This is a genomic window from Crocosphaera sp. UHCC 0190 (assembly GCF_034932065.1).
In the GTDB taxonomy this organism is placed as follows: domain Bacteria; phylum Cyanobacteriota; class Cyanobacteriia; order Cyanobacteriales; family Microcystaceae; genus UHCC-0190.
In genome coordinates this window covers 148,501-175,057 of sequence record NZ_JAYGHP010000001.1, presented here as the reverse complement: position 1 = coordinate 175,057, position 26,557 = coordinate 148,501, and the positions used below count along the sequence as shown (strand labels likewise).

The 26,557-nt window shown below is 39.1% G+C and carries 24 protein-coding genes; 12 read left to right on the top strand and 12 right to left on the bottom strand.

The genetic code is table 11. From position 1 onward, the window contains the following. Nucleotides 1-189 precede the first annotated feature (189 nt). From clpB to VB715_RS00855, 5 genes are all read right to left on the bottom strand, one after another. Nucleotides 190-2,808, bottom strand: a complete 2,619-nt coding sequence (gene clpB, locus VB715_RS00875) for an ATP-dependent chaperone ClpB (protein ID WP_323299308.1) — start codon at nucleotides 2,806-2,808, stop codon at nucleotides 190-192. 198 nt (nucleotides 2,809-3,006) lie between these two features. Continuing rightward, on the bottom strand, nucleotides 3,007-3,453 hold the full coding sequence (locus VB715_RS00870) for a DUF3531 family protein (protein WP_323299307.1): 447 nt from the start codon (nucleotides 3,451-3,453) through the stop codon (nucleotides 3,007-3,009). 18 nt (nucleotides 3,454-3,471) lie between these two features. Next, the gene (locus tag VB715_RS00865; protein ID WP_323299306.1) at nucleotides 3,472-4,065 is read right to left on the bottom strand and encodes a CPBP family intramembrane glutamic endopeptidase; all 594 of its coding nucleotides are present in this window, start codon (nucleotides 4,063-4,065) and stop codon (nucleotides 3,472-3,474) included. Further along, entirely contained in the window at nucleotides 4,058-5,119 is a 1,062-nt protein-coding gene (locus tag VB715_RS00860; protein ID WP_323299305.1) for a DUF3326 domain-containing protein, read from the bottom strand. The genes VB715_RS00865 and VB715_RS00860 overlap by 8 nt, the downstream gene beginning before the upstream one ends. 5 nt (nucleotides 5,120-5,124) lie before the next feature. Then, on the bottom strand, nucleotides 5,125-5,799 hold the full coding sequence (locus tag VB715_RS00855; RefSeq protein WP_323299304.1) for a class I SAM-dependent methyltransferase: 675 nt from the start codon (nucleotides 5,797-5,799) through the stop codon (nucleotides 5,125-5,127). 362 nt (nucleotides 5,800-6,161) lie between these two features. Here VB715_RS00855 and VB715_RS00850 point away from each other — a divergent pair, with 362 nt between their 5' ends. From VB715_RS00850 to VB715_RS00840, 3 genes are all read left to right on the top strand, one after another. Next, nucleotides 6,162-8,729 (top strand): M1 family metallopeptidase, encoded by a 2,568-nt coding sequence (locus VB715_RS00850; RefSeq protein WP_323299303.1) that lies wholly within the window; start codon nucleotides 6,162-6,164, stop codon nucleotides 8,727-8,729. A 2-nt stretch (nucleotides 8,730-8,731) separates the two neighbouring features. Further along, nucleotides 8,732-9,652: a PhzF family phenazine biosynthesis protein gene (locus tag VB715_RS00845; RefSeq protein WP_323299302.1), complete on the top strand. Its 921-nt coding sequence runs from the start codon at nucleotides 8,732-8,734 to the stop codon at nucleotides 9,650-9,652. 135 nt (nucleotides 9,653-9,787) lie between these two features. Further along, nucleotides 9,788-10,075 carry a Nif11-like leader peptide family natural product precursor gene (locus VB715_RS00840; RefSeq protein WP_323299301.1) on the top strand — a complete coding sequence of 96 codons (288 nt, stop codon included), beginning with the start codon at nucleotides 9,788-9,790 and terminating at the stop codon, nucleotides 10,073-10,075. A gap of 51 nt (nucleotides 10,076-10,126) precedes the next feature. Here the strand turns inward: VB715_RS00840 and VB715_RS00835 are convergent, their stop codons facing one another. Both VB715_RS00835 and VB715_RS00830 read right to left on the bottom strand, forming a co-directional pair. After that, complete coding sequence (locus tag VB715_RS00835; protein WP_323299300.1) at nucleotides 10,127-13,087, bottom strand: calcium-translocating P-type ATPase, PMCA-type; 2,961 nt, start codon at nucleotides 13,085-13,087, stop codon at nucleotides 10,127-10,129. 166 nt (nucleotides 13,088-13,253) lie between these two features. After that, nucleotides 13,254-14,327: an AI-2E family transporter gene (locus VB715_RS00830; RefSeq protein WP_323299299.1), complete on the bottom strand. Its 1,074-nt coding sequence runs from the start codon at nucleotides 14,325-14,327 to the stop codon at nucleotides 13,254-13,256. Nucleotides 14,328-14,648: 321 nt separating this feature from the next. Between VB715_RS00830 and VB715_RS00825 the strand changes: the two genes are divergently transcribed. Continuing rightward, nucleotides 14,649-16,136, top strand: coding sequence for an LCP family protein (locus VB715_RS00825; RefSeq protein ID WP_323299298.1), 1,488 nt, complete (start codon nucleotides 14,649-14,651; stop codon nucleotides 16,134-16,136). After that, nucleotides 16,136-16,651 carry a pentapeptide repeat-containing protein gene (locus VB715_RS00820; protein WP_323299297.1) on the top strand — a complete coding sequence of 172 codons (516 nt, stop codon included), beginning with the start codon at nucleotides 16,136-16,138 and terminating at the stop codon, nucleotides 16,649-16,651. Before VB715_RS00825 ends, VB715_RS00820 begins: the two co-directional genes overlap by 1 nt. A gap of 56 nt (nucleotides 16,652-16,707) precedes the next feature. On the opposite strand, the gene VB715_RS00815 is transcribed toward VB715_RS00820, so the two are convergent. Continuing rightward, complete coding sequence (locus VB715_RS00815) at nucleotides 16,708-17,901, bottom strand: aminotransferase class V-fold PLP-dependent enzyme (protein ID WP_323299296.1); 1,194 nt, start codon at nucleotides 17,899-17,901, stop codon at nucleotides 16,708-16,710. A 314-nt stretch (nucleotides 17,902-18,215) separates the two neighbouring features. Here VB715_RS00815 and VB715_RS00810 point away from each other — a divergent pair, with 314 nt between their 5' ends. Together VB715_RS00810 and VB715_RS00805 are read left to right on the top strand one after the other, a co-directional pair. Then, a complete protein-coding gene (locus VB715_RS00810; protein WP_323299295.1) occupies nucleotides 18,216-19,655 on the top strand; it encodes a TM0106 family RecB-like putative nuclease in 1,440 nt (479 codons plus the stop codon). Nucleotides 19,656-19,921: 266 nt separating this feature from the next. Beyond that, nucleotides 19,922-20,158, top strand: coding sequence for a hypothetical protein (locus VB715_RS00805; RefSeq protein WP_323299294.1), 237 nt, complete (start codon nucleotides 19,922-19,924; stop codon nucleotides 20,156-20,158). A 94-nt stretch (nucleotides 20,159-20,252) separates the two neighbouring features. Here VB715_RS00805 and VB715_RS00800 read toward each other — a convergent pair whose 3' ends face one another. Then, nucleotides 20,253-20,465 (bottom strand): hypothetical protein, encoded by a 213-nt coding sequence (locus VB715_RS00800; protein ID WP_323299293.1) that lies wholly within the window; start codon nucleotides 20,463-20,465, stop codon nucleotides 20,253-20,255. Between the two features lie 60 nt (nucleotides 20,466-20,525). Then, nucleotides 20,526-20,696 carry a hypothetical protein gene (locus tag VB715_RS00795; protein WP_323299292.1) on the bottom strand — a complete coding sequence of 57 codons (171 nt, stop codon included), beginning with the start codon at nucleotides 20,694-20,696 and terminating at the stop codon, nucleotides 20,526-20,528. 139 nt (nucleotides 20,697-20,835) lie between these two features. Here VB715_RS00795 and VB715_RS00790 point away from each other — a divergent pair, with 139 nt between their 5' ends. Together VB715_RS00790 and VB715_RS00785 are read left to right on the top strand one after the other, a co-directional pair. Next, nucleotides 20,836-21,504 (top strand): Fe2+-dependent dioxygenase, encoded by a 669-nt coding sequence (locus VB715_RS00790; RefSeq protein WP_323299291.1) that lies wholly within the window; start codon nucleotides 20,836-20,838, stop codon nucleotides 21,502-21,504. A 50-nt stretch (nucleotides 21,505-21,554) separates the two neighbouring features. Then, on the top strand, nucleotides 21,555-22,088 hold the full coding sequence (locus tag VB715_RS00785) for a cofactor assembly of complex C subunit B (protein WP_323299290.1): 534 nt from the start codon (nucleotides 21,555-21,557) through the stop codon (nucleotides 22,086-22,088). A 69-nt stretch (nucleotides 22,089-22,157) separates the two neighbouring features. On the opposite strand, the gene VB715_RS00780 is transcribed toward VB715_RS00785, so the two are convergent. Next, the gene (locus tag VB715_RS00780) at nucleotides 22,158-22,472 is read right to left on the bottom strand and encodes a DUF3155 domain-containing protein (RefSeq protein ID WP_323299289.1); all 315 of its coding nucleotides are present in this window, start codon (nucleotides 22,470-22,472) and stop codon (nucleotides 22,158-22,160) included. A gap of 235 nt (nucleotides 22,473-22,707) precedes the next feature. Between VB715_RS00780 and VB715_RS00775 the strand changes: the two genes are divergently transcribed. Next, nucleotides 22,708-24,033 (top strand): GAF domain-containing sensor histidine kinase, encoded by a 1,326-nt coding sequence (locus tag VB715_RS00775; protein WP_323299288.1) that lies wholly within the window; start codon nucleotides 22,708-22,710, stop codon nucleotides 24,031-24,033. 1 nt (nucleotide 24,034) lies between these two features. Here VB715_RS00775 and VB715_RS00770 read toward each other — a convergent pair whose 3' ends face one another. Beyond that, nucleotides 24,035-24,724: a hypothetical protein gene (locus VB715_RS00770; protein ID WP_323299287.1), complete on the bottom strand. Its 690-nt coding sequence runs from the start codon at nucleotides 24,722-24,724 to the stop codon at nucleotides 24,035-24,037. 260 nt (nucleotides 24,725-24,984) lie between these two features. Here VB715_RS00770 and queF point away from each other — a divergent pair, with 260 nt between their 5' ends. Continuing rightward, nucleotides 24,985-25,392 carry a preQ(1) synthase gene (gene queF / locus VB715_RS00765; protein WP_323299286.1) on the top strand — a complete coding sequence of 136 codons (408 nt, stop codon included), beginning with the start codon at nucleotides 24,985-24,987 and terminating at the stop codon, nucleotides 25,390-25,392. A 131-nt stretch (nucleotides 25,393-25,523) separates the two neighbouring features. After that, on the top strand, nucleotides 25,524-26,447 hold the full coding sequence (locus VB715_RS00760; protein WP_323299285.1) for a WD40 repeat domain-containing protein: 924 nt from the start codon (nucleotides 25,524-25,526) through the stop codon (nucleotides 26,445-26,447). The last annotated feature ends 110 nt before the right edge of the window (nucleotides 26,448-26,557 follow it).

Sequence of the window (26,557 nt, the reverse complement as noted above, 5' to 3'; positions counted from 1 at the left end):
ACAGTTCCAAGTCTCAATTAATACAAAAAAGGCTGCCTTAGCAGCCTTGATTTGTGTAGTCTCAAATTTTGATCTGTTGATAATTGATTAATCAATTTCAGGGGCAATAAATACCGCATAAGTGCTGCCACAAAGGAAGAATAAGGCCGCAGCAATTAACCCGTGAGATACCATTTGTAATACTACTAATTAAACGGTTAACATCTCAGAGGGTAAACGTTTAAAGGTCAATCTTTCATCTTCGATATCCACAAATATCGTGTCTCCTGCTTTAAATTCTCCCTTAAGAATTGACTTAGCAATGGAGGTTTCTAAGTACCTTTGAACTGCCCGTTTTAAGGGTCTGGCACCATAAACCGGATCATAACCGATATCTGCCACAAAATCTAAAGCAGCTTCTGCTAATTTAAGAGACATTTTTTGATCTTCTAAACGACTTCTCAGCAGTTGAACTTGTAGTTTGACAATTTCCCGTAATTGAGACTTTTGCAACCCATGGAAGATGATCATTTCATCAATACGGTTGAGAAATTCTGGACGGAAATTATTACGCATTGCGTCCATGACACGGGAACGCATTTCATCATAACGAGAATCGTCTCCTGCGATATCTAAAATGTATTGAGAACCGATATTACTGGTCATGATAATGATAGTATTTTTAAAGTCTACGGTGCGACCTTGAGAATCTGTTAAACGTCCATCATCAAGAATTTGTAACATCACATTGAAGACATCAGCATGGGCTTTTTCTATCTCATCAAAGAGGATAACGGAGTAGGGACGACGACGAATTGCTTCTGTTAATTGTCCCCCTTCATCATAACCGACATATCCGGGAGGCGCACCCATCAAACGAGATACGCTATGCTTCTCCATATACTCGGACATATCAATACGAACTAAGGCTTCTTCTGTATCAAAAAGATTTTGTGCTAATGCCTTGGCTAATTCTGTTTTACCAACCCCTGTTGGCCCTAAAAAAATAAAGCTTGCTGTGGGACGATTGGGATCAGAAAGTCCCGCACGAGAACGCTGAATTGCTTCTGATACAGCCGTTACTGCTTCTTCTTGACCAACAACTCGCTCATGAAGTTCTTCCTCTAAATTTAAGAGTTTTTCCTTCTCAGATTCGATGAGTTTACTGAGGGGAATTCCTGTCCATTTAGAAATAATTTCAGCAATATCTGACTCTAATACTTCCTCTCGTAATAGAGTTTTACCTGTGGTTTGTCGTTCGGCAATTTTGCTTTCTAGCTCTTTAACTTGTCGCTGTAAATCTGTTAGTTTACCATAGCGTAATTCAGCCGCTTTATTAAGATCATAGTCTCGTTCAGCTTGTTGAATTTCTAAGTTAATTTGGTCAATGGTTTCCTTTACTTTGCGAATCTGATCAATGACTTCTTTTTCCGATTGCCATTGGGCATTTAGTTGAGATTGTTCTTCTTTGAGATCAGCGAGTTCTTTCTCTAACTTTTCTAACCTTTCACGGGAAGCCCTATCTTCTTCTTTTTGTAAAGAAAGTCGTTCCATTTCTAACTGAAGAACCTTGCGATCAACTTCGTCTAATTCTTCTGGTTTAGAGGTGATTTCCATTTTCAATTTAGCAGCAGCTTCATCCACTAAATCAATGGCTTTATCTGGTAAGAAACGATCACTAATATAACGGTTAGATAACATGGCCGCAGCGACTACTGCTGTATCGGCAATTTTGACCCCATGATGGACTTCATAACGTTCTTTTAGTCCCCGTAAAATCGAAATTGTATCAACCACATTAGGTTCATCGACTAATACTGATTGAAAACGCCGTTCTAAGGCTGCATCTTTCTCAATATACTTGCGATATTCATCGAGAGTTGTTGCCCCAATACAGCGCAATTCTCCCCGTGCTAACATGGGTTTTAAGAGGTTCCCTGCATCCATGGCCCCTTGAGTTGCACCGGCCCCCACAACGGTATGAATTTCATCAATAAACATGATAATATTACCTTGGGAATCGGTGACTTCTTTGAGAACTGCTTTCAATCTTTCTTCAAATTCACCACGATATTTGGCCCCGGCAATTAAAGCACCCATATCCAATGCAATTAACTTGCGATCGCGTAAAGATTCGGGGACATCTCTGTTAATAATTCGCTGTGCTAACCCTTCAACAATGGCAGTTTTACCGACTCCTGGTTCCCCAATTAAAACAGGATTATTCTTGGTTCTACGGGATAAAATTTGAATGGTGCGACGAATTTCATCATCCCTACCAATGACCGGATCTAGTTTACCTTCTCTGGCTAATTGGGTCAAATCTCGTCCATATTTTTCTAAGGATTCATATTTTCCTTCGGGGTTTTGATCGGTCACTTTTTGATGGCCTCGTACTTCTTTAATGATCTCTTTTAAGTTAGCTTCTGTTAGACCAAATTCCTTGAAGAAATTCTTACCAAAACGCTCATCTTTTCCATAGGCTAATAAAAGATGTTCAATGGAAATATAGTCATCTTCAAATTCTTTACGAAACTGTTCACTTCTGTCAAGGAGACTGTCTAAACTGCGTCCTAAATAAACAGATTCACCAGGGTTAGATACTTTGGGTTGACGACGGATAAAATCATCGGTTCTATCCCGTAATTTTTGAACGCTAATGTTAGCTTTATTAAAAATACTGATAGCAAGTCCCTCTTGTTCTAAGAGAGATTTCATTAAGTGTTCAGTTTCAATTTGTTGGTGACTATTTTGCTTGGCAATATCGGGGGTTCGGACTATCGCTTCCCAAGCTTTTTCGGTAAATTGATTGGGGTTAGTGGGTTGCATTGTTAGAAATATCTATAGTTCGTTATATTGCTATTGTAATCTGGTTTAATTTAAAGGTTAAGGCGGTTTTCCCTACTTTTTAAGGTTGGGTTTTCCTGGAATTAATTAACTTGAGATGGTTTTAATTTTAAGTTTATTGAACTGATCCCAGTGAATTAGAACGGATTTTGATTTAATTTTAATAACTTTTAACTAAAATTAATTATCAGCAAACATCGCATCTTGTCTAGCATCAACCTTCCAATCTTCATTTTCTCCCCCAATAATTAACTTATTAATATTCACATACTCTTTACTTAATTGATGGAGAGAATTAATTAAAATGTCCAGAGAAATTAAATCACTGGTTCCTAAATCAAACCAACAACGTCCCCAAGTTCCTTCATACTGAAATTCTGCCATATTGTGCATGGGGGCCATCATAATATGATCAGACATCTCTACATTATAGTCCATATAACTAATATCAACCCCCATGTCTTGTACTTGCAGATTTTCTGCGTTAAATGCCCCTAATTTTCCTAAATAAAACCAAGAATTAAACACCTCCTCTACATATTGTTGCTCCATAGGAGAAGGGGTGGTTTCAAACTCTAACCAAATCCATAAATCAAAGGGATTAAACTCTCGAAATTGTACTTCCATAAAACAAAAATTCACCAATTAAGAAACAACATCACTCTTGGCTTTTCCCAGTTTCCACAAGCTACTGGATACCCAATTAGTAATAATATGGGCCACAATGGGAACCGCTAAATTACCTGTGACTAAAGCACTATAACCTAAAGCAAAACCAACAATAGTCGCCCACACAACATAAGGCCATTGTTGAACCCCACTTAAATGCAGTACCCCAAAGACAATACTTGATAAAATAACGGCTAATAAATCAAACCCCAAAGCGGGTAACATCACCCCACGAAATAACAATTCTTCACTTAACCCAGGTAATAAACCCAACCAAATTAAATCCGGCCAAACCAAGGGTTTAATCACTAATTCTAAATAGGAATCAGCACTTTGACGATAAGCTGGCCAAAGTCGATAAATTAAACTACTGGCCACAATAATTCCCCCAGATAATCCTACCCCAAATAATAAGGCTTGACCCGTTAATTCTACGTCTAATAAAGCAATTGATCCTAACCGTTGCCAAACCTTGGCAATGATTAATAAAATGATGGCAGTGACTCCCATCACCACTAAAATTTGAGTACGGGTTAAGGGTTCGATATCGGATGAATTCTGATTACTCACAGGTTTGAGACAAACACGCTAAAGAGGATACTTGAGGACGCAAAGCATCGACACTAATGCCAGCCCGATGAGCCACTAAAACACCTAACGCCTCTAAATACGAGTGTACCTTAATTGCTTCAATTCCTAGGGACTCAGGGGTAACATGGAGTTGGGTCTGATTGTCCGTAACGGCAATAATGCGGGCATTGTGTTGACTAAAATTCAGCATAGCACTTCCCCCACAAGCTGTCTCAGGAATCACCACCGCATCCACAGCGTCTGTCCAAATCGCCCCTACCGAACGTTCGGTACAAAACTGGGGAGCGCGACTCAACCCCACCAAGACACAGGGTAAAAATGTATAGCCCAATTCTTCAGCCGCCGCACGGGGTGAAATGGTGGGATCGAGAGGTAGCGGTAGTAAGGCGGGGGCATGGGCGGCAGGAAGGCGAAATTCACGGACAATCAGGTGAGAAATAACAGCCTCTGCACCCGCTAAGGGGTCAACCCCTTGACCATGACGATAATTTTCTAAGGCGAGACTTTCGACTTCATCAGGAAACCTGGCCACCACTGCGATCGCCGTTGCCCCTGCTTTGGTGATCAGGGTTTCTGCTGCCCTCAATAAGCTGTCGGGGTTGCCAATGGTTCCCCAACTTGCCCCAGAGGAGGCGGTGCGTAATTCGACGTTTAAAGGGGCATCGGTGACGATATAGTCGGTTAAATCGAGTCCTAGGGTGGCTCTGGTGGCTTCGGCGGCTTGAAGATGACGGGTTCTTAAGTCGGGTTCGATCGCTTGGTCTAAAATAAGGCCAACGCGGTTTTGATGTACGCTTTGCAGTCCCCATTGTCCTTGGGCAAAGCGATCAAGTCCATAGCCTTCGACATAATAAGTGTTAGGGAGGGGCCAATAAAGTTGGGCCCCATTGAGAACATTGGGATGGGTGATCAAGCGATCGCAGACTTGGGAGATGGCCCGCGCAACGGGTAAAGCATCTCCTGCATAGCCCCCAATAGCTGCCCCAATGCCTGTCGGAACGAGTAAAACAACGGTATAAGGGCGATTATTCATAACTATTAACTAATTCGTTTATACTCAATCAAAACTTGTTCAACGGATGGATTATTAAGATCATGGTAAGGGGTTCGAGAAATTTCTTCATAGCCTAATTGATGAAATTGGGATAATTCTAAGGCTGAAACTGGCCAAGGTGGCCCTTCTGGGATATCTTCTGTTGCTCTAATTCTTGTCATAATTAATAGGGTGCCGCCTGGTTTGATTAAAAATGCGATCGCTGCTATTACTTGGTTTCTAATGGTTAAGGGTAAGGCTTGAATGGTTTTTGATTCAAAGATCAGATCAAAGCTGTTTTGCCAACTCGAATCTAAAGCTAATAAATCAGCCACTAAATAGTTAACGGAAGAATTAGGAAAGCGTTTTTTACACCATTCAATCGCAGTAGGCGCAATATCAAAAGCGGTTACAATTGCGGATTGATTGGCTAATATTTCTGCATCATCGCCTAATCCACAACCAATAACTAAGGCTTTTTTATTGGTAATATCATGGGATTTTAACCAGTTTTCTAAGGTAGGATGAGGACTCATTTTTGCCCAAGGAATCTGATCCGTATTCCCCGAAGAATCTTGATAAATAACATCAAACCACCCTGTAAAATCATCTTTTTGTTGATATTCTAGAGATAAATCTTGAACTTTTTGACGTAATTGGCTTAAATCTTGGTCATTCATTAGGTTAACTTAATGGTCATTTAACTATTTTATTATAGCTTGGGAAACTTTAGAGTTAAGAGGAGTAAAATTAATAAATGAATACAGGCTAAAGCCTTATTTTATAAGCACAAAAGCTGTCTACATAGCCTAATTTTAAGTCTGGGTAGCCAGGCTTAGTTCCTATAGCTTAACCCGATCGGGTTTAAGCCTGTAATTTTTAATCGTTTTACATCCTAGGTTCAGTAGAGCCGCTTTGTGACGCAAAATATGTTAAGTGGACATTCATTTTATTTGATAACACATTTAAAACATTACCAGGTTATAATATAAAGACATACATCAAATAAATTCCCCAAAAATCCAAGGAAAGAATCAGGGTTATGAGTATTAAAAAGTTTGATAGTGAAGATAATAACCGTAAATTTGAATTGCCGGGTGCGAAGCCTCATTATAACCCAGATCGTTGCGGACAAGTTAATCATATTTTTCTTGACCTATCCTTAGATATTCCTCAGAAAAAATTTGGGGGAACTTGTACCATTACTTTAACCCCTGTACGCTCTGGAATTAATCAATTAATTCTTGATGCTGTTGATTTAAACATTCAAGCTGTTTTAATCAATCAAGTTAGTCAACCCTTTGATTATAACCGAGAACAGTTAACAATTCATCTGCTGCAACCTACCCAAGAAGAACCGATTAATATTGCCATTAATTACCAAGTTGAACAACCGCAAAGGGGACTTTATTTTGTGGGGCCAGATGAACATTATCCTCAGAAACCAACCCAGGTTTGGACACAAGGAGAAGATGAAGATTCCCGCTTCTGGTTTCCCTGTTTTGACTATCCTGGACAACTGGCAACCTCCGAAATTAAAGTTAAAGTTCCTAACAAGTTTATAGCCATTTCTAATGGAAAATTAATTAATCAAAAAACTGTTGAAAATGAGACTATTTATCATTGGTCACAGGAAGAAATTCATCCTACTTACTTAATGACTTTAGCAGTGGGAGAATTTACAGAAATTAAAGACGAATGGCAGGGTATTCCTGTCAGCTATTATGTAGAAAAAGGAAGGGAAGAACAAGGCAAAATAAGCATGGGAAAAACTCCCCGCATGATTGAGTATTTCTCTCATAAATTTGGTTATCCTTATCCCTATCCTAAATATGCCCAAGTTTGTGTCGATGATTTCATTTTTGGGGGGATGGAAAATACCTCAACTACCTTATTAACAGATCGTTGTTTATTAGATGAAAAAGCTGCCCTTGATAACGTTTGGACAGAAAGTTTAGTCGCCCATGAATTAGCCCATCAATGGTTTGGTGATTTAGTGGTTATTAAACATTGGTCACACGCTTGGATCAAAGAAGGAATGGCTTCTTATTCTGAGGTATTATGGACAGAGAATGAATACGGAAAAGATGACGCAGCTTATTATTTATTAAAAGAAGCCAGAAGTTATTTAGATGAAGATTCATCCCGTTATCGTCGCCCTATTGTCACCAATATTTATCGAGAAGCCATCGAATTATATGACCGCCATTTGTATGAAAAAGGAGCTTGTATTTATCACATGATTCGCGGCATTTTAGGAGAAGAATTATTTGATAAAGCCATTCATACTTTTGTCAATGAAAACGCCCACAAAACAGTCGAAACCATTGACTTATTAAGGGCAATTGAAAAATCGACAGGCTATAATTTATTATTCTTGTTTGATCAATATGTCTTTCGGGGGGGACATCCTGATTATAAGATTTCTTATAGTTGGGATAATGATAATAATTTGGGAAAAATAACTATTGTCCAAACTCAAGTAAAAGACACAGAAAACGGCAACAGTAAAGACATTTTTGATCTGAGAATACCCATTGGTTTTGGTTACAGCAATACCACCATGAAAACCTTTACTTTGCGTCTTCATGAGAAGCAACAAACTTTTTATATTCCCTTAGAAAGAAAACCAGAATTTATTAGTTTTGATGTGGGTAATTACTTCTTAAAAACCGTAGAATTAGATTATCCTATTGCCGAATTAAAGGCACAACTAAAATATGATAATGATCCTGTTTCTCGCATTTATGCAGCCATTGCATTAGGGAAAAAAGGCAACCTAGAAGCTATTAAAGCACTAGAAGAAGCCCTAACTACAGATCACTTTTGGGGAGTAAGATTTGAAGCAGCTAAACAGTTAGGAAAAATCTCCTTAGATCAAGCAGGAGAAGCATTAATTAAAGGACTATCTGATAATAACTTAAAAGTCCGTCGTGCGGTGATTGAAAGCTTAAGTAATATCAAAAATAACCATTGCTATGAAACCCTAAAATCTTGCTTAGAAACAGAAGACAAAAGTTATTATTGTGAAGCAGCAACAGCCAGTAGTTTAGGGTCAATTTTATCGGGAACCTTAAAAGACAAAACAACCGAGGTTATTAACTTATTAAAACAAGTTTTAGAAACCCGTTCCGGTTGGAATGAAGTGGTAAGATCAGGGGCAATTAGTGGATTAAGTAACCTAAAAATCGATCCCGTTGCTGTTGATATTATTGCTGACTATACCAAATTAGGAATTCCCCAAGCTTTAAGGTTAGCAGCTATTCGTGCCTTAGGAACAGTTTCTACTGGACAAACCCCCAATAAAGTCGAAGAAATTCTCGAACAATTAGAAGCTATTTCTCAAGAAACTTTCTTCTTAACGCAAGTTTCCGTAACCACCGCATTAGGACAAATGGAAACCCCAAAAGCTATCAGTATTTTACAGGGTTTAGCTGATAGAACCCCTGATGGACGAGTGAAAAGAAAAGCCGAAGAAGCTATCAAGAAAGTCCAGAAAAAATTAGGATCAGATAAAGGTCTTAAGTCCTTACGAGATGAAGTTGAAAAACTCAAACAAGAAAATCAAGAATTGCAAAGTCGTCTTGCTAATTTAGAAGCCAAAAAGTGATTATGAATCAATATAAATTTTACACAGCAGATGTTTTTACCGATGAGATTTTCGGGGGCAACCAATTAGCCATATTGCCTCAAGCAACCGGATTAAACTCTCAACAAATGCAAAAAATTGCGGCTGAATTTAACTACTCAGAAACCGTCTTTGTCTTGCCCCCAGAAACCCCAACCGGAACCAGAAAATTACGGATTTTTACCCCTGGAACTGAATTACCTTTTGCGGGTCATCCCACTGTAGGAACTGCCTATATTTTAACTGCTATTGGGGAAATTTCTGCCGCAGCAGAAGACTTTAGTATTATTTTTGAGGAAGGAGTGGGTTTAGTTCCTGTTAATATTAAAACTGTAGCAGGAAAGCCAGTCTATACTGAATTAACCGCCGCACAATTGCCAGAATTTCAGTCATCAACCCCATCAATTTCTGAACTTAGCTTAATCTTAGGGTTAGACCCCCAAGACTTGAGAAATGATGACTATTCACCCCAAGCTGTTTCCTGTGGGGTTCCCTTTCTCTTTGTTCCCCTCAAAAACCGAGAAATATTAGCTAAAATTAAATTTAACCACGACTACTGGCAAAAGATTTTATCCCAAACTTGGGCCCCATCTGTCTATGTTTTTTGTTGCGATCCTGAAGGAGAAGGATCTGACTTGCGATCGCGGATGTTTGCCCCTGCAATGGGTATTTTAGAAGATCCCGCAACGGGGGCAGCAGCAACCGCATTAGGGGGCTATTTAGGCATTCGTGAACCCTTAACCGAGGGAACCCTACATTGGCGGGTTGAACAGGGTTTTGAAATGGGCAGACCTAGCATTTTAGAAGTGTTTACTGAGAAAAAACAAGGGGAAATTACTAAAATTCGCGTCGGAGGGGCATCAGTTTTAGTCAGTGAAGGAATAATGACGATTCCTAATTCATGATAATTTGTCGGTTAAGTTTTGCTTTGCAGAAGATTGAGAGAATAAAATGCAAGCTATAATGGAAGTGCAAAGCGGATCTTTGGCTCAATACTTAACAGAAGATTCGTTAGGATTGTTACCCCATCAGTGATTATTATGGCTAAAGAGAAAGTTCTTGAATTTCTGAATGAGGCCGCCCAAAATCAAGACCTCAAAGATAAGTTACAAACTGTTAAAAATCCCGATGAGTTAACCACATTAGCTCAAAAAGAGGGCTTTAAATTTTCCTCAAAAAACGTGGATGAAGCCTTAGATGAGTTAAAGCAAAAACCAGGTTTTTTTAGTAAATTAGCGGAGGCGATCGCTGAAGCATTTAGCCCCGATCATGACAATGCTCCTCCTGCTATTGGTGTACAACCCTATAGTGGCGATTCTAGCAAATAATTATCTTGATCTTTAAAATTAGTCCGCGAAGGCGGACTTTATTTTTATACCTTAACCCTTCAGGGTTTCATCATCGATTAAATCTTTCATCCTAAGTTGAAAACGCCATAACTCACCTATCCATAATACAACAGAAGTCCCCATAATAACCCAGAGCCAATCTTGTAAAGAAAGGGGGACAGTTCTAAATACTTTACCACCCCATTGAATAATAGCAATTTGGCCGAGAAAAATCACAGCAACAATCCCTAAAAAAGCTTTATTTTTGCCTATTCCTGACCCAAACCATTGCTTTAAACCGAAGCAACGGGTGTTAAATAAATTCCATAGTTGTAAAAAGACAAATACTGCAAAAAAGACAGATAATTCATAAGCATTAACCATTCCATCCCCTTGTAAATAAGCCAAAAATCCCATTAAAAAGAGCAAAAATATTAGACCTGTACCCACAATAATTTTGAACATTCTCGACGAAATAATAAAATCTTGGGGATGACGAGGAGGCTTATTCATAACACTTTGATGGGGGGGTTCCGTTGCTAATGCTAAAGCAGCAAACGTATCCATGATTAAATTAATCCATAACATTTGTGTCACTGTTAAGGGTAAATTAATCCCAATAAATGGCCCCAAAAACGCAATTCCTAAAGCCACAATATTAATGGTTAATTGAAATACTAAAAACCGTTGAATATTTTCGTATAAAGAGCGTCCCCACATCACAGCCGTGACAATACTACTAAAAGAATCATCTAATAAAATCATATCACTAGCTTCTTTGGCAATAGCTGTTCCACTACCCATTGATAACCCTACTTGAGCCTGTTTTAAAGCGGCTGCATCATTCGTTCCATCACCAGTTACTGCCACAACTTCCCCATTTTCTTGCAGGAGTTTCACCAATCTTAGTTTATCTAATGGGGTTGCCCTTGATAGCACTTTTAAGGTTTTAATTACTTCTTTTGCTTCTTGATCATTCAGTTGATTAAATTCATAACCTGTTAAATGAAGCTGAGGATTATTTTCTTTTTCTTCGAAGGAATATAAATTAATTTGTCTGGCAATTTCTTCTGCTGTTTTTTGACTATCTCCTGTCACAATTTTGATTTCAATGCCTGAGCTTAAGCAACGTTGAATCGCTGCTTTAACATCAAGACGTAAGGGATCGGTAATAGCAACAAATCCTAACCAAGTTAAATCATGATCTAAATTATTAATTATTTCTTCAGTCGGTTCAGTCTCTAAAGAATGATAAGCAAATCCTAAAACTCTCATGCCTCGTTTTTGATATTCATGGATAGTTTCTAAACAGGAATTTATACAATCTAATTTCCTTATTCCTTCTTCAGTGAGTTGATGAGAACATCGAGATAAAATGATTTCAGGCGCACCTTTTACATAGATAATATTCTTGTCAATAATTGCCGATTTACCTGCCGTTGCCATATATTTATTCTCGGCTAAAAAGGGAATTCTTGACTGTAACTTAAAATTTTGACGATAGGTGAGATAATCAATATCTTGATCCTCTAACCACAATAATAAAGCCCCCTCAGTAACATTTCCAATCGGGTTAACAATATGATCTGCCTTTCTTTCTAAGTCTACGGTACTGTTAGCACAAATAGACTCAAAAATTAGATTCTGATATACTTTTTTTTCTTCAATATCATAATAATTAAGGCAAGGAAAATTAACTGATTCAACTTGCATTTTATTTTGAGTTAATGTGCCTGTTTTATCAGAACAAATAACCGTAGCTGCCCCAATAGTTTCACAAGCGTGCATTCGTCTGACTAAATTATTGGTTGCTGCCATCTTCTTCATACTATAAGCTAAAGATAAAGTGACGCTCATGGCTAATCCTTCAGGGACAGCAACCACAATAATTGTCACAGCAACCATGAAATAATTAAGAAGACTTATCCCAACTTCCTTGGGAAGCCAAACTGTTCCTAAAGGGATGTTCCATTCCCCCAAATAACTAACAGCAATACCTCCCATCAATAATAAACTCCCTAGTCCTAAACTTATCAGCCATTGAATAAGGGAATTATTGGGAAGAAATCGAGAAAAATTTAAAGAGATATTAAGAGCATTTACCCCATCTTCTAGAATCGGCAACCAGACAGGAATTAACGCCATAATTGCACTAAAAATCAATAAAAATAGTAAATAAACCTGAGAGGAAATAAGATTTATCTCTTGTGTCCAGAAACCCCTTAACAACAAACTAAAAAAAGTTAAACTCGCAATCAATAAGCCAACAATACCAATTAACTGACTTAGCTTTTCTAATTGAAGATTTAAGGGCGTTAATTGACCATCCTCAATAGAAATAACCGCCTGTGCGAGTTGCCCAATTTCACTGCGATCACCCACAGCAGTAACTTGAAAAACACCATGACCTTGAGCCACAATGGTGCTACGATGAACATAAAAAGGCGGATAAGTTCCATTATGAGAAAGATCAAAATTTCCAGAGGTTTTTGCTAACTTTTTAATTGGGTTAGATTCCCCTGTAATTTTTGACTGATCCACCAATAAAGCGACTGCTTCTAACAATTCACCATCCGCCGGAACTTCATCCCCTTGTTCAGCAAAAACAATATCCCCAACCACTAAATCTTGACGCGGAATTTGAGCAAACTTACCATCACGAATTACCTTAATAGGAGTCTGATCGTAAACATGATTTAATAATTCAAAGGCTTGATTTGCTTTATATTCATTGAAAAAAGCTAAGGTTGTGGACAAAAAAATCGCCATTAAAATTCCCAACGCTTCAGCATATTCATTCTGAAAAATACCAATTCCCAAAGCAATAATTGCCGCAATCATTAAAATACGAATCACCGGATCGGCAAACTTTTCTAGGTAAAGATGCCACCAGGGTTTTCGTTGAGGAGGCGTTAAACTATTACTACCATAACGGTGACGACTCAAGCGAACTTGTTCAGCAGTTAATCCCCGATCAATCAAGGGGCGATCGCTAGTATCAGGAGACACCATATTATTCCTCTCCTGGCTCTTTATTTCCCTGTAGTGGGTTTTTGCAAGAATAGAGAATCCATCGGGATAATAACCCCATGGGTTATCAGTTGATTCTATGTTAACTCAATCAACGACCCCACGGTGGGATTTATTTATTTAGTTCTTTTGTTCTTATTGCTTTTGATCATTGACCAAGTTTGGATATATTTTCTTCCTCATAAACATCAGGAGGATAACGTAATGTCTCGATAGTCGTTTTAATGACACTAGCTAAAGGAACTGCAACTAATAATCCTAAGATTCCGGCAAATCTTCCCCCAATAAATAAAGAAATAATAATCCAAACTGGATTTAAACCCGTCATTCCTCCCATTAATTTTGGCGAAAGTATATTATCATTAATTTGACCCACAATCAGGGTTAAAATCAAGGCAGTTAGTCCTAATTTTAAATCTTGAAACATCAATAAACAACTAATAAGCAAAATAACAAAACCACTGGTATAAGGAATTAAAGTTGCAATACCAATGGCAAAGCCAAATAATAAAGCATAGGGAACCTGTAAAATTAAAAATACAATGGTTTGGGCCACACTGACAATTCCTGCTAAAATGGCTTGAGTGGCAAAATATTTTTCAAAGGTTGTTCTTAAAGAGTCCCGAATTTGCAGATCCCAAGGTTGAGGAAGCCAACTAAATAAACCCGCCCAAACTTGTTCTCCCATTAACACTAAAAACACCGTTAACACGAAAATAAATAACAGATTAATAACCGTGCCAATTGTTCCCCCAACGAACCCTAAAACTTGATCTCCTAAAGATTTTATAAGGTTGGATAACCTTTCAGCTAACTGACCAATAATTTCCTGAAAATCAATCGGTACTCTTTTAGCGATCGCCCATTGTTTCATCGATTCTAACTGCTGATTGCCAGACTCAAGCCATTGAGGAAAACTCTTTAAAAGTTGACTTAATTGTTCAATAATAATTGGAATAAAAATAAAAGAAATTAGACCAATAATAATCAATACCATAAACAAAACAAAAGCTGTTGCCAGTCCTCGTCTAACCCCTCGCTTTTCTAAAAGACGAATAGGAAAATCCACCAAAAAAGCCAAGAGAGTTGCCGTTGTCAAAATAGTTCCCAGAGGTTCGAGATAACTAATTAAAATAACCAGTAACCAACCATTGAGGAACAAGAGAGGAAAACTAATACTTAATCGTAACCAATGGGGAAGTTTATGCCAAGATTCAAACATTAGAAACTGTTTATCAATAAAATGTTCAGCTAAAAGTCTGGTAGGGGTGCAAGGTTTACGCCCTTTTCGGTTTGTAGTAAACCCTTTTGATGCTCAAGACCTTACTACAAACTTATACGAAATTAATAGTATCTTAAATCTCCGTTTAATAAACAGTTTTAGGGCAAGCAGGGGGACATTGCCCCTACAGAGTCTAAATTTAACCCAGTTAAGCAAAAGTTATCGGAACTTTTTAACCGAATTCAACTTCTAAAGGAGCTAGTGCGATACCGTGGGTAATTGTAATGGTATTAGGGCGGTTTGTGGTGGTTGAGGTTAAACATGGCAAATAGTGTGGAAAGGGTGTCTACGGGTTCGGGTTTTTCAGGAAAATCAGCCTCTGGACAACAGAAATCTTCATCGACGCTTCCCAGAAAAGCAATTGCGAACAAACAAGCTAAAAAGAAAGGACTATCCCCCTTTTTTCGAGGACTGTTATGGGGAATGACCTTTAGTTGTACTGCGGCCCTTTCTGCTACCGTTGGGGCAACCATTACCCTGTTTAGTCCCCTCTCAGAGACTCTTTTACCCTTAATGGAACAAGTCAAAATGCCTTGGCAAACTGCTGGGGATGATACTGAGTCCCAGACTAACCCTGTGTCAGTTGGTAGTAACTCCCTGTTTCAATATCGTCTCTCTCGCCCTGTTAATCTGTTAGTGTTAGGTATTGATCGGGTATTAGATGCCCCTCCTGGCAGTTTAGAGGGGTTTAGAGGGCGTAGTGATACCATTTTATTGCTAAGGTTTGATCCTACCGATAATTCCGTTAAAATGCTTTCTGTTCCTAGGGATAGTCGGGTTGATATTCCAGGGGTAGGTTACACTAAAATTAATGATGCCAATGTCCATGGTGGCCCTGCCTTAACCGCTAGAGTTCTTAGCAAAACCCTGAATGATATTCCTGTTGATCGCTATGTTCGTGTGACAACAGATGCGTTTAAAGAATTAGTTGATTTAGTGGGGGGAGTGGAAGTCTTTGTTCCCCAGGAGATGCAATATGAAGACAAGACTCAGAATTTAAAGATAGACTTAGCCCCAGGAAAACAAATTCTGAGTGGAGAACAAGCAGAACAATTTGCCCGATTTCGTAAAGATGGTTATGGAGATATTGGCCGAGTCCAACGACAACAAGTTTTACTCCAAGCCCTAAGAGAAAGGGTAACTAGCCCCACTATTTTACCTCATATTCCCCAAGCTTTGGGACTGCTAGAGAAACATATTGATACTAATTTGACTTGGGAAGAAATGCTGGCTTTAGTCAATTTTGGGCGACAATTAGACCGAGAAAAGGTACAAATGGTGATGTTACCAGGAAGGTTTAGTCAAGCAGAGGAATTTGATAACCGTAGCTATTGGGTATTATCGGAAACGGGACGGGATAAAGTTATGCAAGAATATTTCGGTATTGCCCCCCAATGGCAGTCTACCCGTCGTCTTTCTCCTAACCGTGTGAGAATTGCCATCCAAAATGCAACAGATGATCCAGGGTTAGTTAACCAAGTTAAAGAATATCTCATTCAGCAGAATTTTCGTAACGTTTATACCATTTCCGATGCCCCCCAATTATTACGGGAAACGGAAATTGTGGTACAACAGGGAGACTTAGAAGCCGCTAATTACTTGCAAACCGCTTTGGGGACAGGTAGAGTAGAAGCATCATCTACCGGAGACATCGATTCTCAGCTAACCCTACGCATTGGTTTAGATGCTAAGGATTTAGTATTAGGAGACAGTTTCCTTAAACAACCTCAAGATTTAGATACGAATTAATGAAACAGCTTAAAGCATTAGGGTGGCGGTTTTTAACCATAATTAGCTTACTTTTATTGGCCACCTTCTGGATTTTACTCGATGCTCATCCGGCGATCGCCCAAGAAAAAACCGTTAACTATACCTACGCAGAGTTACAACAACAAGATTTCTCCCACAAAGATTTGGAAGGGGGCGTTTTTGCCTCTGCTAATATGCGGGAAACAACTTTTGAGGGGTCAAACCTTTCCTATTCTATTTTGACGGAAGGGGTCATGTTAAAGGCAAATCTTAAAGATGCTAATCTCACGGGATCTTTGGTGGATCGGGTGACATTTGATTTTGCTGATTTAACTAATGCCATTTTTGTTGATGCGATCGCCACTCGGACTCGATTTTATGATGCCATTATTACCGGGGCAGATTTTAGCAATGCAGTGATTGATCGTTATCAAGTTGCTTTGATGTGTGAAAAAGCTGCAGGAGTTAACCCCGTCACGGGAGTATCAACTAGAGATAGTTTAGGTTGTCGATAAATTCCTAGGGGCGAACGGCCGTTCGCCCCTACCATGGCCTTTTGCCTGATTCCTACCTAAATAATTCCTTGAATAGCCCCAACTAACTGCTCAATTTCTGCCGGAAGGGTGAAATAATGAACACAGGCACGAATACAGTCAGGATCACGAATTGTTCTCAATAAAAAGCCTTGATTTTCTAATTGTTGAACAATAGCTCCATGACTGATATTTTTATCAACTTGAAAAGACACTAATCCCGCTTCTGGGGGAGAACTTTTTAAACAGTTTACTCCTTCAATCTTAGCTAAATTTTGCCATAAATATTCACTTAATTCGCAAATTTGTAGATAACGTCTTTTTGGGTTTCCCCAGTCTTGATGGACAGCGATCGCGGCCCTTAATCCTTCATATTGAGGATAAGCAGAAGTAGCGACTTCAAACCTTCTCCCATCTGCTTTCCACCCTATGGGTTGCCCTTTTTCGTCCTGATCAATCCCACGCCAACCAATAAAGGTAGGATGCAATGATTCAAAACTTTCGGGACGGATATAAAGTCCCCCAACTCCTGCGGGGCCACAGAACCATTTATGACCGGTAAAAGCATAAAAATCTACCCCAGTTTCTGCTAAGTTTAACCCTAAAGATCCCGCAGATTGGGCCGCATCTACTAATACAGAAATCGGGCGATCGCTATGAGGATAATTATGACAAAGATTGACGATTTCTGTTAAGGGTAAAACCTGTCCCGTATTCCACAGTAAATTACTTAATAATACTAATCTTGTTTTGGGGGTTAAATGCTGTTCAATAACGGCTACGGGATCACCTTCATTGAGAGTATTTAAAATGGGACAAATATCAATTTCTACCCCAAAGCGACGAGAAATTTCTTGAACAATAGCAATGACTCCAGGATGTTCACAATCAGTCATTAAAAGGCGATCACCTTCTTGCCAATCGATTCCCCACAAAACAATATTACAGCCAGATGTAACATTTTCAGTTAAGGTAATTGTAGCAGCAGAAACACTGAATTCATTGGCAATATCTTGTCTCAGTATTTCAACTTTTTGGGTAATCCAAGCATTCACTTTCAGAGAAAATGGCCCTTGTTGTTGTAACAATTTATGAGCATCAATAATCGCTTCTAAACCTGAACGGGGCAAGGTTCCTTGTCCCCCAAAATTAAAGTAAACTTTGCTCATGAGTCCAGGGAACTCTTGTCTTTGCTCTTCGACTTGGGACGGAAACGCTTGAGTATCAATCATTCTTTAATGAGTCGGAAATGTTGAGAAATTTTAGGGGACGAGTTATCATTATAATAACATTATTTCTTTATCTGATACAAGAAGGTCTTAGAAACTGTCATAACATATATTATCTTGGCTAGTCTTGACTTAAAAAATGATGAAGATAAAAATTTAAGTAAAGGAACAATCATTTTAAACCATAATCTCCAAAGTCAAGAGGTTTTAAAAGTTGCTTTAAAAGAGATTATTCAATCTCATATTAATATAAAGATATAATTTTAACCAATCCATCGATACCCTAATAACCATCCCACTGTATATTTAACCCCAGAATGCTAATTACTGATGTCCTGCTACTCGATTATAAAAGATGTTCCCGTCGTTCCTTTCTTAATGTACATGGTGATATTACACAACGTAACCCTGAGCGAGATTTTCTCTTAAAACTACGCCACGAAAATCAGCTTCATGTTGCCTCCGTATTAGAAACATTTTATCCCCATTACCAAAAACCCAACCCCACTGGCCCCTCTTGGAGAGAAAAAGCAGAGGCAACAGAAACATTAATGCAGCAAGGAGTTAATTGTATCTATCAGGGGATATTATTGCTATCAGAAAAAGATTCCCCTTATGATTATCTAGGGAAACCCCATTTATTAATTAAACAACCCGGTCAATCAAAATTCGGAGATTGGTCATATTATCCTATTAGTATTCATTTAGGCCGTCGTCCCAAACCAGAATACAAAATTGTTGCTACTTTTTATGCTTATCTGTTAGGAATTCTTCAAGATACCCTACCCCCTAACCCTGTCATGGTTTTGCGTCCCCAAAAACATTATGAAGTTGATTTAATCCAATGGTTGCCTAGGTTACAGTCTACTTTAGAACAATGTGTCATAATGCTTGGTAACGGCCAGGAGCCTGAAGTCTTTATCTCTCGTCAACGCTGTAATTTATGTAATTGGTATGATCATTGTTACGCGATCGCCCAATCTCAACAACATTTATCCTTAGTTCCAGGAGTTACTCCAAGTCGCTATCACTCCCTTCAACAGATGGGTTTAATTACAGTAGAATTGTTGGCCGAAGCTTCTCCAAGCAGTATGGGAGAAGTGATGGGAAAAGAGATAGGGACTCAATTGCAACAGCAAGCCCAGGCCATTGTAGAAAATCGGGCTATCCATCGCACCCTAATACCGCGTCATCGTCCCGAAATTCTGTTTAACCACCCCGTTGAACTCTATTTTGACATAGAAGCAGAACCCGAACGCAATTTGGACTATTTATTAGGGGTAGTGGTGGTTAACCGTTTGACCCAAGAGCAGACATTTTACCCATTTTTAGCGGAAACCCCCGAAGATGAAGAAAAAGTTTGGCAGCAATTTCTTCACCTGGTTAATACTTATGAAAATGCCCCAATTTTTCACTTCTCAGAATACGAAGTTGAAACCATAAAACGCTTAGGAAACTTATATCAAACTCCCCCTAAGCAAATAGAAGGTTTAATCTCCCGTTTTATTGACCTTCATCGCTGTGTAATTACCTGCGTAATTTTCCCAGTAGAAAGTTATTCCCTAAAGTCCTTAGCTAACTGGTTAGGATTTCATTGGCGTGACCCTGGTATGGGCGGGGATCAATGCGTTTGCTGGTATGACCAGTGGTTAAAGACAGGCAATCGCACTTTCTTGGCTTCTATTTTGCGTTACAATGAGGATGATTGTCTGGCAACCCTTCACCTCAAAAATTGGTTGGTTGAGTTCTTGAGATAAATTAAATCTTCACCCTAGAGATAAATGCCTAAAACTGACTGATCCCCTCAACACTTGTTAACAAAAATGGACTCATTTGGAGGGTTTGATCGGGGCGATGTTTAAGTTATGCAAAGATTTTTTACAATATCGCGGCTAAGTAATTTATATTACCCATTTTTTGAGGAGGGGAATGTTATCGTAAAAAAAACACAAGTCCAGGAATGAACCTCAACCAGCCATTCCTTAAACTCCTTGCCCACCCCAAAGACTAAAAGGTAATCGCTATGATGCTCCCCATTTTCCCCCTCTTATTTTTGATCACTGCCCTTGGGAGTGTTCTCTGGTATCAACGCACAGAAAATGATATTTTTGGGGTTCTAGCGGTGGCCAGTGCCTTGGCCTGTCTCATCTGGGGGCTAGTGATTTCCCATTGGTTAATTCATATCCTAAGTTTGATTCTCCTAGTCAAATTCAGAACTCCCCTCTTTAGTGCCATTCAAGTTAAGGTCGGTAGCAAGTAGATTTTTTGTGACAATTAAATAATGTGAAAGCTGTTGGTATCTCAGAAACTTGATCTGAAACGAGCCAACAGCTTTTGGTTAGGTTAGGATCTTATTAACCTTCGCCACCTTCGCCACCTTCGGGGGAAGCAGCACCATCAGGGGAAGCAGGGGCTTCAGGGGAAGCAGCACCATCAGGAGCCGCTTGTTCAGTCGTTTCTCCCGTTGTACCTGAATCAGCAGGGGTATCACCGCCGCCACCGCCACAAGCACCTAGGGTTGTCACTAAACCAAGAGCCAGCAATAATTGAACAGATTTAGAATTCATTCTCGTTTTCCTCAACTAATCTTGTTTAATGCTTAAGTTTTAAGCAGACGTTTTAATCATTTAATTAGGGGAAGCAGGGGCTTCAGGGGAAGCAGCACCATCAGGAGCCGCTTGTTCAGTCGTTTCTCCTGTTGTACCTGAATCAGCAGGTTTTTCGCCACCACCGCCACAAGCACCTAGGGTTGTCATTAAACCAAGAGCAATCAACAATTGAACAGCTTTGAAGTTCATTACCATTTTCCTCAAGTAATCTTGCCTAAAGCCTACATTCTAAATAGAAGTTCCTAAAATTACCAATAAATTTATCTTATGAAATCCCCTACTCTTTGGGATAATAGGTAATGATAAACCCTAAACACTACAATTTGAGATGATTTTGACCATTGATGCCATTCTCACTCCCAAAGAACTCCAAAGGTTGATTGACGGGTTATCCCAAGGGAATTTTGTGGATGGTAAAACCACGGCGGGATGGCACGCTCAATTAGTGAAACAGAATACCCAACTTGAGAAAACGGCACCTCAAGCGGCTGAGTTACAAAATTTAGTGATCAATGCCCTGAGCCGTCATTTGTTGTTTAAACTGGCTATTAACCCTAAATACATCCACTCCCTACGATTTAGCCGTTATGAAGTGGGAATGGCCTATGGCAGTCATACAGACAATGCTTTGATGGGGGGTCAACAATTTTTTCGTTCTGATGTTTCTTTTACCTTATTTCTTAGTTCTCCCGATCGCTATGAGGGGGGAGAATTAGTCATTGAAAAACCGGAAGGAGATCTGAGTTATAAACTAGCCCCAGGCTCAATTCTGCTCTATCCTGCCTCGTTTTTACATCGGGTTGAACCTGTGATCACAGGCAGCAGATTAGTTGTAGTAGGATGGATTCAGAGTTTAATCCGAGATCCGATCAAACGAGAAATTTTGTTTGATATTGATACGGTACGTCGTGCTATTTTTGCGAAAGAGGGAAAGACAATGGAATTTGATTTACTGGCTAAAACCCATGCTAATTTGTTACGTCAATGGGCAGAATAAGTTAATAAAAGCTACAATATTCAAGTTTAACAGCCCTAAAGAAAACCCCTGTGAATGCTCCTATTCTTAGCTCAACGTTTTTTTTGACACTTTTATTGATGGTTGGCTTATTTTTCTTTATTCGCGCCTCTGTCAAAGATCGGACTCAACAAGTTAAATTAATGGCACAATTGCCTAAAATCTCTCTTTTGGAGCAGTTACAAACCTATTTTACCCAACGGGCCTATGACTTGACTGCCGTAGATCCTCAAGAGGAAACCATGACATTTGAAGGGTTTGTGCGTCCCAGTTGGTTTTTAGCCATTTTTTTGAGTATCCTAGCGGCGGTGGGACTCCTCTGCTTGGGATTCGTTTTATGTTTTATTTATCCTCCCTTGACCCCTTTATTTTTGGGTATCGGGCTATTGTCGCCCCTAGCTGGCGTTTTTTATTGGAAAAAGGCTGGCCGACGGGAAAAGATCTGTCTAACCCTGGAAAATACTCCAGACTCAGCTTTAGGGGAATGTAGTGTCGTCACAGTTATCGCCCACCGCGATGAATTAATTCAACTACAACAAGCACTTGCTTTAAGACCCATCAGTTGAGGTATAATCATTAAACGCAGAAACCCCCCAACGTGGAATTGGGGGGACTGCAACTTGTTAGAGTAGTCATCAACCAGCTACGGCAGGAATTTTGCTCGGAACTGGGGGCTGAAATTCTCTCAAACTTGGGAAGAGGAAATGATTCTCTTCAACATATTGGGCGCCGAACAAACCCTTTTCTGCCCAAAAATATCTGTCGGTGGTGTGTTCGTTTCGTTTTACAATTAACAAAGCCGGGGGCTGTATCCCTATTTCATGAATGTATTTTCTGGCGGCGGTTACGGGTTTATCCTCGCCGCTTTCAATATTATACTGGGGTACAAGTTCGAGAATTTTGCGCCCTTCTTGGCGACGACGACTCTTACGCTTGCGTTTTCTGGCCAACCCTTTTACCTCCTATTTCGGCTACACACTGTAATCATAGTTACAAAAGCCGAGCCAATTATATCCGGTTCATATCAAAAAATCAAGTGTCTCTCCCCAAGTTGTGAATTTTCATAATCTTGAGAACTCCCGCTATAACCGCATTTTTGGCAAATCGGCAAAATCTATAGGTAATTTTACTGTTACAAAAGTTTTATTTTCTTAACAAAAGTCAATAAAAAGATGTTCAATTCTTATGTTTTCTTCGACAGCGAGCGTTCCTTCCCCTAGTCAAGACTTTATCACCTTGTGTCAATCCCAGGTCACTTTGTTGCACCAAACTCTAGAAGCAGACTGGAGTGCGGTGTATTTGACGGCGGAGCAAGAGGGTCAACAAATGGATCTCATTCCCATTGTGGTTTATCCACCAACGGACACCATTCAAACAGAGGAGACTCCCTCAATTACTTTACCAGAGAACTGGCCAGGGTCTGTTCCTTCGATTTCGTTACCAATAGTTAAATTTTCTCAGATTTCCCAATCATTGCCTCCTAACCGAGAGAGCAAACCCAAGAAATGGGCTGAAAATCCCTATAGTCCAGAGGCTTATCAACTGGTGTTACCCTTAATTCATCAAGAGATGATGGTGGGTTTGCTAGTAACTCGACGGAAAAATAAGCCTTGGAAACCACAAGAGTTGACTCAAATCGAGAAAATAACCAGAACTTTGGCTATTGCACGTCTTTTAGATCAACGTCAAGGATGGTATCAACAACAATTAACACAACAACAGATTCAGCAACGACAAGAACATGATCGCCTCGATGATTTGTTTCATCAGATTCGTAACCCCATTACTGCCTTACGGATTTTTGGGAAGCTACTGTTAAAGCGGTTTACCTCTAATGACAAAAATCGCGCCATTATAGAGAACATGGTGAGAGAGAGCGAACATTTAGAAGAATTAATCCAAGAATTTGAGACAAATCAAGCAGTGATCGCAACCAAGAGGGATCTCATTACCCTGAATACAGATTGTATCCCTTCTGTTGATACTCAGCCCCTTTCCTTACCCAGTACAGGGATGAACTTAAAAAAGATCAAGCTGCAGGAGATATTAGAACCGATTCTTATTTCTGCCCAATCAATTGCTCAAGAGAAGGGAATTAAGGTGCAATCAGAAATTGTGGGGAAGTTACACCCTGTTTGGGGCAATGATTCGGCCCTACGGGAAGTTTTGAGTAACTTAATCGATAATGGGATTAAATATACCCCAAAACCTGGCCAAGTGAAGATTAAGCTGGGATTATCGAGGGTTGAAGGGGAAAAAATATATCAAGGCATTGCCATTGAAGATACAGGTTATGGCATTCCTTTAAAAGATCAAGCTCATATTTTTGAGCGACATTATCGAGGGATACAAGCTGAGGGGGAGATACCAGGAACGGGGTTAGGACTTGCCATTGTTCAAGAATTAATGGCTCTGATGGGGGGAATAATTGAATTATTAAGTCCGACAAATCAAGTAAGAAACCGAGGAACAACCTTTATTATTTGGCTGCCTTTGGCCGAAGAATGTTAAGTTATAGTTTCTTCGAGAGTAAAGCACCGAACCCTAACAAAAATAACGCTGCTATGGACTGAGGTTCAGGTATTTCTGTCGGTAGGGGGATTTGGCCAATGACAACATTGGCACTGGCCCTAAATGATGTATCATCTTCAAATTCAGGATAAGCTAAGGTTGTAGCATCATTGTAAAAGGTGCTTGTTGTATTTAAAGTGAGTCGAGAATCGAAACTGATTTGACTTGGAGTGAAACCCAATAACTTATCTCCAATTTGACTATCTTCATAAAAGACTCCCACTCGATAGTCAAAATCTTTGATTATATTAATCGGGGTATTGAGACGGGCAAAGCAGAAATCATCTTGACAAATATCTTTTCCTGGGTTGACGGTAACTTGCCCTAATAGAGTGCCTGAACTAACTTGCCATAACCCAACGGAACGGGCCACATCAACATCATCCTGGGGAAAACTGCTGCCGCCTCCTTTAACGTATACACCTAAACCGCCTATTAATAAATTTTCTGATGGTGTAAACTCAATGCCGAAGGTGAAAACACTATTCGGGTCATTTTCTGTTCCCGTTGTATCCGTGAGGCTATAACCTAGATCTAAAATGATGTCTAATGCTTGGGCTTTAACCGTAGTGACAAGGGTTAAAGCCAGACCCAGGGAGAGTGCTGAAATTCGCTTTGTATAACAATTCATAAACATCCTGCGTCTCAAACGTCCCATTGATTCAATGGCAGTAAACTTTCTTCTACTTAATGCTACCCAATCCTACCCAATGCTCCATCCGGTTTTTTACGGAAACTGGCGAGATTAAACTTATTACAATCTTTGCTCAATCCGGAGTTTGGGGCTTTGTTATTAATTAAAACTGTAATCGGTTCCCTTGAAAAAAATTATTTTGTTTTTATTTTTTGACATAATAGTTAACGAAAACTGTCACCAGGAACACCTTAGTTATGAGTCAAGTCTCTCAGTCTGATCCCTCTACAACGAAATATGGGGAACGTCACATTGCAGAAGGGCAAATGATCACCTTTCCTAACCCACGGGTGGGCCGACGTTATGATATTCAGGTGACTTTACCTGAATTTACTTGTAAATGTCCTTTTTCTGGTTATCCTGATTTTGCGACTCTCTATCTGACTTATGTACCAGATCAAAAAGTGGTGGAGTTAAAGGCGTTAAAATTGTATATTAATAGTTACCGCGATCGCTACATTTCCCATGAGGAGTCGATTAATCAAATTCTTGATGATTTTGTGGCAGCTTGTGAACCTTTAGAAGCAACCCTAAAGGGTGATTTTAACCCTAGAGGCAATGTTCATACTGTGATTGAAGTTCGTCATCAAAAAACGGTTAATTAACTGATTTAGTCTTTAAATTGTATTTGAGAGGCATATTAAAAGTATGTCTTTTTTTTTGTAATAAATGATGTATTTAACAACAATCTGGGTATCTTAAGACAGGATCAAGATATTATAGGAGATTATTAATCATGGGTAATTTAATTGGTGCTAAGATTTTAGAAGGACATACTAAATCTGTAAAAACCGTTGCTTTTAGTGCTGATGGTCAAGTCTTAGCAAGTGGCAGTAAGGACAAAACCATTAAGTTATGGTATTTAGGAAAAAATAAACAAATTACGTTGACTGGTCATGGAGACTCTGAATGGTTTGCTAATATTAATTCAGTGGCTTTTAATTCCCCTTACAAATTGTTAGGAAGTGCAAGTGATGATAAAACGATTAGATTATGGTCATTAGAGACGGGAAAAGAAGTTAAGAAATTTATGAATAATGACGAAAAAGTTTATTCCCTGGCGTTTAGTCCTGATGGTAAACTATTAGCAAGTGGTGGGGAAGATAAAACAGTTAAGTTGTGGTCGATCACGGAAAATCAACATCTTTATACATTTCAAGGTCATAATGATGGTGTTTTATCTGTGGTTTTTAGTCCTGATGGTCAAACTTTAGCGAGTTCTGGAGATGGTAATGATAAAATTATTAAACTATGGAATTTATTAGAAAAAGAAGTAAGAACTTTATCGGGACATTCAGGATGGTTTTCAGCAATTAATTGTTTAGTTTTTAGTCCTGATGGTAAATTATTAGTGAGTGGCAGTAAAGATAAAACTATTAAGATTTGGCAGGTAGATACTCAACAAGAATTAAAAACAATTATAGCACATTCTGATTCAGTTACTTCATTAGCAATCGATTCTCAAGGTCAATGGTTATTCAGTGGAAGTAAAGATAAAACCCTCAAAATTTGGGATTTTAAAACAGGAGAATTAATTACAACAATTACTCATACTGATAAGGTTTATTCCGTTTCTTTTGATTCCAATTGTCAGAGAATAGCAACGGGTTGTGGTGACAAAAAAATCAGGATTTTCGATCTACATGAGGTCGTTAAATAAGTTAATTATGATGCTTGTACTAACTTGGCCATGCTAAATCAAAACCGACAGATAGACTGAAGTCTGATACTATGGAAACAAAGCCTCCCTTCGGAGGCTAAATTAAACCT